The organism is Streptomyces sp. NPDC008092 (genome assembly GCF_042957285.1).
Lineage (GTDB): Bacteria > Actinomycetota > Actinomycetes > Streptomycetales > Streptomycetaceae > Streptomyces.
This window is the reverse complement of sequence record NZ_JBIBHY010000029.1, coordinates 54,290-62,168: the sequence shown is the minus strand read 5'-3', so window position 1 is coordinate 62,168 and position 7,879 is coordinate 54,290. Positions and strand designations below refer to the sequence as shown.

The following is a 7,879-nucleotide window of genomic DNA, read 5'->3' as shown; positions in this document are numbered from 1 at the left end:
TGGTGCTGGTCATGAGGGGGTGGTTCTCCTGTCGTGCCCTCTCAGGCTAACCCGACAAAGCGGGATGTCTCACCCGAGGCTGACAGAGAGGGGGCTACAACCCCGCCGGCCTGCCCAGCCCCGAGGACCTGGAGCCCACCTGGATGCACGGTGAGGGACCCCGACTGCCCTGTGGGAGTCCCGCTCGTACTTTGTCTGCGTGTAGCCACCGGTCAGCGCGGGAGGACGTGCAGGGTGTGCAGTGCAGCGCCGATCTCCGCCACTGCGCGTGGATCGGAGAGACGACGGCCGGTGAGCTCCTCGATGCGGCGGATCCGGTAGCGCACCGTGTTCGGGTGGACGAACATCCTTGCCGCGACCTCAGCGGCCGACCCGCCCGCTGCAAACCACTGCCCGAGGGTCTCCAGCAGCCGTGCGCGCTCCGGTGTCGGCAGACCGAGTACTGGTGTCAGCACGAGCTCCACCAGCCGCGCGGCCTCTGAGGGGGCTGCAGCGGCCAGCATCGCCAACGGGTTGTCGTCGAAGCGTGCCAAGCCCGGGCCTGTGCCCGGCAGGCCGGCCAGGGCCAGACGCGCGAAGCGTAGGGCCTTCGGTGTATCGCGCAGCGAATCGAAGCGCGGGCTGGTTCCGATCCGCGCGCGGCTTCTGCGCAGCACGCGCAGACCCATCGACCGCGCGTCGGTCGGATCCAGAGAGACCAGCCCGATCTGCGCCTCCGGCAGCAGCCGCCAGGTCGAGGCCACGTGCACCTCGCGCAGCGCCGCCTCGATCCCGGGCAGTGGCTCGGCGCCCGGGCCGCCGCTGACCGCTGCGGCGATCACGACGTACGGCCCGTGCTCTGGGAGGCCGAGCTGACCGGCAGCCTCGCCGAGCGTCGCCGGGTCCGCGATCACGCCGGTGAACAGCGCCTCGGCCAGGGCCGACCGCCGCGCTTCGGCGCGCGAGGTAAGCTCCGTGGCCTTCTCCCGGTAGGCGGTGGCCACGCCCTCCGCGTAGCGGCCGAACAGGGTCCAGAGCACCGAGGACCCCTCCAGTAGATCCGCCTCGGTGACCTCGGGATGCCCGCCTGCCTCTTCGCGCATCAGAGCCCAGAGCAGCTCGAACGCGATCCGGTAGGCGTGCAGTGTGTCGGCCAGCGGGACGCCGTTCTCGGCCCGGATCCGCCCGGTCTCCCAAGCGGAGCGTACATCCGGCGCGTCACCATGCGCGAAGCACCCGAGTACCAGGCCGGCGTTGCGGATGCAGGAGTCGACCAGCGAGTCGGGCGGTACGAGGGAGGCGTCGCGGTAGGTGTCGACGTCCGAACGTATACGCGCCGCCATCTGACCCCCGATCTCTGGAAGGCGCGCCAGCAGCGCCGTTCCCACGCTCGAGAGGCTCATCGTCCCAGCCTACGGCCGATGCGTTGTCCGCACGGACAAATCGATCCGGTGCGATGTTGGCGGCCTCGCCATGGACGCTGTGAAATCCGCGAAACTACCGTCGCCCCCGCGAACGGTGGTCCACGGGAGACGACCGGGCATGAGCGCGAGGAGGCAGGCATGGCCAATCTGGCGGAATTCCTGGTCGAAACAGCAAGGACAAACCCGCATCGCATCGCCCTGCGCCTGGGTGAGGCCACCATCAGCTACTCCGAGCTGGACGAACTGAGCGCCCGCGCTGCCGCCGTGCTGCGAGCCGAGGGCCTGGTGACCGGCGACCGGGTCGTGCTGATGCTGCCGAACGTACCGGAGTTCGTCGTGCTCTTTTACGGCATCCTCCGCGCCGGCGGCATCGTCGTCCCGGTCAACCCGCTGCTCAAGGCTCGCGAAGCCGCCTACCATCTGCAGGACTCCGGTGCCTCGCTGATCTTCGAGTGGTGCCCGCCTGTCGGAGAGGGGGCGCTCGGCGCGACGCAGGCCGGCGTGCGGCACGTCGCCGTGCGACCGCAGGAGTTCGCCGCGATGCTGGAAGGACACGCGGGGCTCGCCGACATCGCTCCGGCGGACGTGAACGAGGTGGCCGTACTGCTCTACACCTCTGGGACGACCGGCCGGCCGAAGGGCGCCGCACTCACCCATGGCGGCCTGCGCCACAACATCGAGGCGACCGTCACCGGCGTGCAGCAACTCACCGCTGACGACGTGATCGTCGGCTGTCTTCCCCTGTTCCACATCTTCGGACAGACCTGCACGATGAACGCCGCGGTGCGCGCCGGTGCCGAGCTGATCCTCGTCCCGCGCTTCGATGCGCGGGCCGTGCTCGAGGCTGCCGGCCGGTACGGCGCCACCGTCTTCCAGGGCGTGCCCACCATGTATGTGTCCCTGTTGGAACATCCGAGCACCGCGGACCTGTCGACGCTGAGGCTGTGCGTTTCGGGCGGCGCCTCACTGCCGGAGGAGGTGCTGCATGGCTTCGAGCGCCGCTTCGGCGCGGTGGTGCTGGAGGGATACGGCATGTCGGAGACCAGCCCGGTGATCTCCTCCAACCATCCTGGTCAGCCGCGCAAGGCGGGTTCGATCGGGACGCCGATCGCCGGGGTCGAGGTCCGGCTGCTGAACGACGAGGGAGGCGAGGTGGTCCCTGGTGAGGTCGGCGAAATCGTCGTACGCAGCCCTGGGCTGATGAAGGGGTACTGGAACCAGCCGCAGGAGACGGCCGTCGCCATCCCGGACGGCTGGCTGCGCACCGGCGACCTGGCGCGCGAAGACGAGGACGGCTACCTGTACATCGTCGATCGCAAGAAGGACATGATCATCCGGGGCGGGTACAACGTCTACCCGCGCGAGATCGAAGAATTGCTGCATGAGCACCCCGCCGTTGCACTCGCCGCGGTGATCGGTGTGCCTCACCCGCGGCTCGGCGAAGAGGTAGCCGCGTTCGTCGTGCCGCGTGCGGGGGCGCAGGTGGAGCCGGAAGAACTCCTTGAGTTCGCCAAGCGACGGCTGGCCGCGTACAAGTACCCGCGCCATGTCTGGCTGAAGGACGCGCTGCCACTCGGGCCGAGCGGCAAGATCCTCAAACGGCAGATCTCCGTACCGGACATCGTCGAACACGGCGCGTAGCTCATCGCCCTGGCATGCGAGGGCGCGCCGCACGACGGCGGGCGTGCCGGTGGGGATGGGATTCCGGTACCTGGGTGCTGGATGGTTCGTCGTCCAAGGTGTTCGCGCTGTGGAGTCCGGCGGAGAAGACCTCGTGCAGCCGGGGCTGCACCCCGGCCTCGGTCCACGCGGTCGGCGACGCCCGCAGGGCATGCCCGACCCGAATCCGAGTTCCTGCGGGCCAGATGCTCGCCCTGGGCGACAGCTGCTCGATCTCCGCCCGGTCCCGGCGTCGGCAGTCCCCGGCTTCGGCCGAGTCATCCCGACCGCCGACGTCGTCGAAGAGCCGCACTCTGCGCGAGGCGCCGGATTCGTCCCCACCGCCGCGAGCGATTGAGGTCATTTGACGTATGCCGTCGGGATCATGAGACAGAAGGATGGGAGCAAGGCGGGGGCGTCTCCGAGCGACGCCATGACGAGACGTCCCAGAGGCCACCACACGATGGAGCGAGCCATGGTTGATGCGGGCATTCAGGACCCGCGGGCTTCGGAGTCCGGGATGACGTCGGCGATTCCGCCCGGTCCGCGCCGCGCCGGCCGTCTCCATGGCTTTGCCTTCGCCGTCGACTCGCGTCGGGTGGCGCAGCGGATGCGTGAGCGTCATGGGCCAGCTTTCACCCTGCATGTCCCTGTTTGGGGTCCTACGGTCTTCCTCAGCGACCCGACGACGGTGAAGCAGTTGTTCACCGGTGGCACGGATCTGGTCGGGGTGATGGAGTCGAACCTCAGCCGGGTCGTCGGTCCCTCCTCCTTCTTCAGCCTCGATGGCGATGAGCACAAACGACAGCGCAAATTGCTGCTTCCCCCGTTCCACGGCCGCCGCATGCAGTCCTATGAGGGGATCATCGAGGAGGAGACTCGGCGTGAGACGGCCCAATGGCCTGAGGGCGAGCCGTTTCCCACCCTCGCGTCGATGAAGCGGATCACACTCAACGCCATCCTGCGTGCGGTATTCGGTGCACAAGGCGAGGAACTCGCGATGCTGCGCGACCTGCTGCCGCCGATGGTCGGGCTCGGTCTGCGACTGTCGATCCTGCCGGGGCCGGAGATCGACCTGGGCCGGTTCAGTCCCTGGGGCCGCTTCCTGGGCTACCGGCGCAGGTTCGACGCGATCGTCGACCGGCTGATCGCGGCCACCCAGGCGGATCCGGACCTCGACGAACGCGATGACATCCTGGCCCTGATGCTCCAAGCGCGGTTCGACGACGGCTCGGCCATGCCCCCGCGCGCCGTCGCCGACCAGCTCCTCACCCTGCTTGCCGCCGGGCACGAGACTACGGCGACCACTCTGGCGTGGGCGATCGAGCGCCTGCGGCGCCATCCGAGGATCTTGGCCCGTGTGGTCGCAGAGGCCGACGAGGGAGGATCCCTCCTGCGCAAGGCCGCGATCATGGAGGTGCAGCGCACCCGCCCGGTAGTCGCCTTTGTCGGCCGCACGGTGACGGGCGAATCACTCGTGCTGGGACGCTGGGTTCTGCCGCGCGGTTACAACGTCATGGTCGCCATCAGCCTGCTCCATGCCGACGACTCGGTGTTCCCGAACGCCCTGATGTTCGACCCGGACCGCTTCGTCGAAGCGAAACCGGACACGTACGCGTGGATCCCGTTCGGGGGAGGAGCGCGGCGCTGCATAGGGGCCGCGTTCGCCACGATGGAGATGGACACCGTGCTGCGTACGCTCCTGCATGATTTTCACTTCACTGCCACCGACGAGCCGGACGAGTTCGGGCGCCCGCGTGACGTGGTCTCGGCACCCGATCGCGGCGGACTTGCTGTCGTGCGTCGGCGCACACAGCGTGCCAGGTGAGAGGCCTTGCCATCCCCTGGCTGACGGGGATCCGGCGAGGAGCAGTCATGAGGAACCGTCCTGAACACGGCCCGTCGGCGCAGCGTGAATGATCACTCTGCCCCTGTAGTCGACTCGCTCGCCTGACGCGTCTTCGAGGTTCGGCTTACTTCGGCCCTTTCATGCGGTTTGGACCGGGGCGATTGTGTCCATCGAGGCGTCGATGAGTTCGGCGAGGCTTCGGGTCTGGCCGCATTCGGCCCATGTGATCTTGGCGGCCACCAGGCAGGACACGGCCGCCCCGACCAGAGCGGCTGTGCGCGGGTCATCGGGCTCCTGTCCACCGGTGCGACCGCACACGATCTCGACCCACCGTTCCTGGAGCCGGGCCAATCGCTCGTACAGGCCGGCACGCAGGGACGGGTAGGCGTTGATGATCCGGGTGTTCTCCGCGGCCTGTGCCGTGCGTTCCGGGGCGTCGAAGTAGTCGGCCACGATATCGAACGAGCGCCGGAACGAAACCCACAGTGGCTCGTCGTGCGGACGGGCGGCGAGCCCCTCGACAAGGAGATCAGCGAGCACGTCGTACTTGCCCAGCATCAGCTCTTCCTTCGAGGTGAAGTAGCGGAAGAAGGTGCGCCTGGACATGCCTGCGGCCTGCGCGATCTCCTCGACGGTCACTGCCTCGTAACCGCTCTCGATGAACAGGGCCTGTGCGAGGACGACGAGTTCCTCGCGCACGGCGCGGCGGGCACGTTCACGTACGGGGACTGGGGCGCTTGGCTTCATGTGCCCAGTCTACCGCCCCACGGCATGTTTGACACAGGGTGTCACTTTAGGCATATAGTGGCAGTAGAAGGTGCCCCACCGTACTGCCGCAAGGCGAGGAGAAACCCGTCATGACCTCGAAGCTCAAGGCGCTCATCCCGATCTCGTCGGCCAGGGAGCTCCCGCTGGCCGAGCCGGCCGAAGTCCTCTCGATCTCGACCGGGATCTTCCTGGTCGAGTTGGCCGCTGTCCTCAAGGCGTTCGAAAACACGCATGAGTTCGTCTTCGTCACCCCCGACGGGAAGACGCCGCAGCTCGACATCAACGGCATGGGTCTCTCGTTCCACGCGATCGAGAAGATCGGCAATGCCTACGCCAGCACGGCGCTCGAGCAGCACCGAAAGTCCTTCGACGTGGACCGCTTCCGTTCACGTCGCGCAAGCCTGGTCGCTCGTCGCGAGGAGGAACTCCGGCTGCTGGAACGCCATCTCGGGCGCCTGCCGGTCTCGGAGAACCTTCCCAACACCGACAAGGAGGCCGCCGCCTTCCGCGGCGAACTCGTCGAGCGCCTCTCCAGGCTCGAGGAGAAGAACTTCCTCTCCTTCCAGGAGCTTGTGCGCCGTCACCGCGCGCCGGACGACCCGTTCACCTTCGCCGACTTCGGCTTCGTGCACGCGCCCGGAGGGCATGCCCCGATGGTCGACTTCCGCGACAACCCGTGGTTCGGCGAGATCCTCCACCTCGCTCGCGAGAACAACGTGCTGACTTCGCTCATCTGCCATGCCCCGGTCGCCCTGACGTCCACCTCGCAGCGCATCGACGAGCAGGGCTGGGCCCGCCCGGTCGCCGGCAACCCCTTCCAGGGTGCCAAGGTCGCCGTCGCAGGCAAGCTCGGCGAGAAGCTCATGCTCAAGAGGGGGTACCCCAGCGTCCCGGGCAGGCGTACGCGCCTGACCTACTTCGTCGAGGATGCGCTTGAGGAGGCCGGGTTCAAGATCGCGGGCACCATCAATCCCAGCAGCGTGAAGCTCAGCTACGACCCGGCACTCGGGCTGCTCACGGGCAATGGACCGCAGGCCGTCGACCAACAGGCCCAGCGGATCCGATCGCTGCTTGCCGACCGCCGGACCGTCTCGCGGGCCGCGAAGCACGCGTGAGGGCTTCGGCCCGAGGCCGATCCTGGCCCGATCACCGGTGCGGGCGGTGGCGGACACATTGCGAGCAAGGGGCGCCGGCCACGTCAAGTCGGCCGTCACCGTGGATGCTTGGGACCCGCACACCACGTCTCCGTCGCCCGCGAGTTCGGCACCGATCCGCGCACTGACCTACTCGGCGTCAGCCCGCTCGGGCACCTGCTGTGGCAGCCGCCCTCCGTGCGTACGCGCCCATGCACCCCTCCCGCAATGGCACCTCAGGGTGCGGTGGTGCCCGGTGCCGCCAACGAGCGACGGACGAATTGCTCGCACACGGCGCACGCCGCCTCGACGGCAACGCCTTCCGGCGCGACCAGGAGCTGGGCACCAGTACCGCGCAACATGCCGGTCACCGCGGCTGCCACGCCTGCCGGCTCGGCATCGGTCCTGATGGTTCCATCCCCTTGGCCGACGCGCACGAACTGCTCGATGGTCCGGCGAATGCCCGCGTCGAAATCTGCGAACACCTCGCGGAGGTCCGACTCCTGGGGGAGCGCAGCACCCCACATCGCGAAGAAGGCCCGGGCGTCATCCGGCTTCCGGTCGATCCAGGACAGGTACGACCGGACCATCGCGACCAGCAGCTCCAGCCCGTTGCCGGTGAGCCCTTCGACGATCTCGACGATTTCACGCTGACTCTCACGTGCCGCACGCCGCAGCAGCACCTTCTTGGAGCCGAAGTGGTGGTTGACCAGTCCCCGGCTGTACCCGGCCGCCACGCCGACATCGGCAACCGATGTCTGATCGACTCCACGACGCGCCACGAGCCGACGAGCGGCTTCCAGCAGTGACTGCTCCGCCAGATCGCGCCGCTCCTGCTTGGTACGGGGCGATGTATTCGAACGCATGACCGGGTCGGGGCGGGTGTTCGTCGAGCTCCGGGGGGTTGACGGCATGAGGGGAGGTTACTACGTTGAAATAAGTTGCTGAACGCTCAGCAAGCCACTTGCCCCGCCGACACGGAACAGGGCGACCTTCGCCCGCTTCCGGCTGGGCGTGCGTGGCGCAGCGGCGCCGCCATCGGTCCAGGCGCCCTTCCGTTCACGCAG

6 protein-coding genes are annotated in these 7,879 nt (G+C 68.1%); 3 read left to right on the top strand and 3 right to left on the bottom strand.

All coding sequences use genetic code 11. The features are described 5' to 3' along the window. Positions 1–212: 212 nt before the first annotated feature. Complete coding sequence (locus ACFZB3_RS48895; protein WP_391390161.1) at positions 213–1,382, bottom strand: helix-turn-helix domain-containing protein; 1,170 nt, start codon at positions 1,380–1,382, stop codon at positions 213–215. A gap of 159 nt (positions 1,383–1,541) precedes the next feature. Here ACFZB3_RS48895 and ACFZB3_RS48890 point away from each other — a divergent pair, with 159 nt between their 5' ends. Beyond that, on the top strand, positions 1,542–3,044 hold the full coding sequence (locus ACFZB3_RS48890) for an AMP-binding protein (RefSeq protein WP_391390159.1): 1,503 nt from the start codon (positions 1,542–1,544) through the stop codon (positions 3,042–3,044). Positions 3,045–3,537: 493 nt separating this feature from the next. Beyond that, positions 3,538–4,890, top strand: a complete 1,353-nt coding sequence (locus ACFZB3_RS48885; protein ID WP_391390157.1) for a cytochrome P450 — start codon at positions 3,538–3,540, stop codon at positions 4,888–4,890. A gap of 159 nt (positions 4,891–5,049) precedes the next feature. Here ACFZB3_RS48885 and ACFZB3_RS48880 read toward each other — a convergent pair whose 3' ends face one another. Continuing rightward, a complete protein-coding gene (locus ACFZB3_RS48880; RefSeq protein ID WP_391390155.1) occupies positions 5,050–5,658 on the bottom strand; it encodes a TetR family transcriptional regulator in 609 nt (202 codons plus the stop codon). A gap of 110 nt (positions 5,659–5,768) precedes the next feature. On the opposite strand from ACFZB3_RS48880, the gene ACFZB3_RS48875 reads away from it, so the two are divergent. After that, positions 5,769–6,794 carry a hypothetical protein gene (locus ACFZB3_RS48875; RefSeq protein ID WP_391390153.1) on the top strand — a complete coding sequence of 342 codons (1,026 nt, stop codon included), beginning with the start codon at positions 5,769–5,771 and terminating at the stop codon, positions 6,792–6,794. A 254-nt stretch (positions 6,795–7,048) separates the two neighbouring features. Here the strand turns inward: ACFZB3_RS48875 and ACFZB3_RS48870 are convergent, their stop codons facing one another. After that, positions 7,049–7,726 carry a TetR family transcriptional regulator C-terminal domain-containing protein gene (locus ACFZB3_RS48870; protein WP_391390151.1) on the bottom strand — a complete coding sequence of 226 codons (678 nt, stop codon included), beginning with the start codon at positions 7,724–7,726 and terminating at the stop codon, positions 7,049–7,051. Positions 7,727–7,879: the final 153 nt, after the last annotated feature.

Excerpts from the sequence above, each read along its gene's own strand:
- ACFZB3_RS48880 (WP_391390155.1), bottom strand. The coding sequence starts at position 5,658 with ATGAAGCCAAGCGCCCCAGTCCCCGTACGTGAACGTGCCCGCCGCGCC.
- ACFZB3_RS48885 (WP_391390157.1), top strand. The coding sequence starts at position 3,538 with ATGGTTGATGCGGGCATTCAGGACCCGCGGGCTTCGGAGTCCGGGATG.
- ACFZB3_RS48870 (WP_391390151.1), bottom strand. The coding sequence starts at position 7,726 with ATGCCGTCAACCCCCCGGAGCTCGACGAACACCCGCCCCGACCCGGTC.
- ACFZB3_RS48895 (WP_391390161.1), bottom strand. The coding sequence starts at position 1,382 with ATGAGCCTCTCGAGCGTGGGAACGGCGCTGCTGGCGCGCCTTCCAGAG.
- ACFZB3_RS48875 (WP_391390153.1), top strand. The coding sequence starts at position 5,769 with ATGACCTCGAAGCTCAAGGCGCTCATCCCGATCTCGTCGGCCAGGGAG.
- ACFZB3_RS48890 (WP_391390159.1), top strand. The coding sequence starts at position 1,542 with ATGGCCAATCTGGCGGAATTCCTGGTCGAAACAGCAAGGACAAACCCG.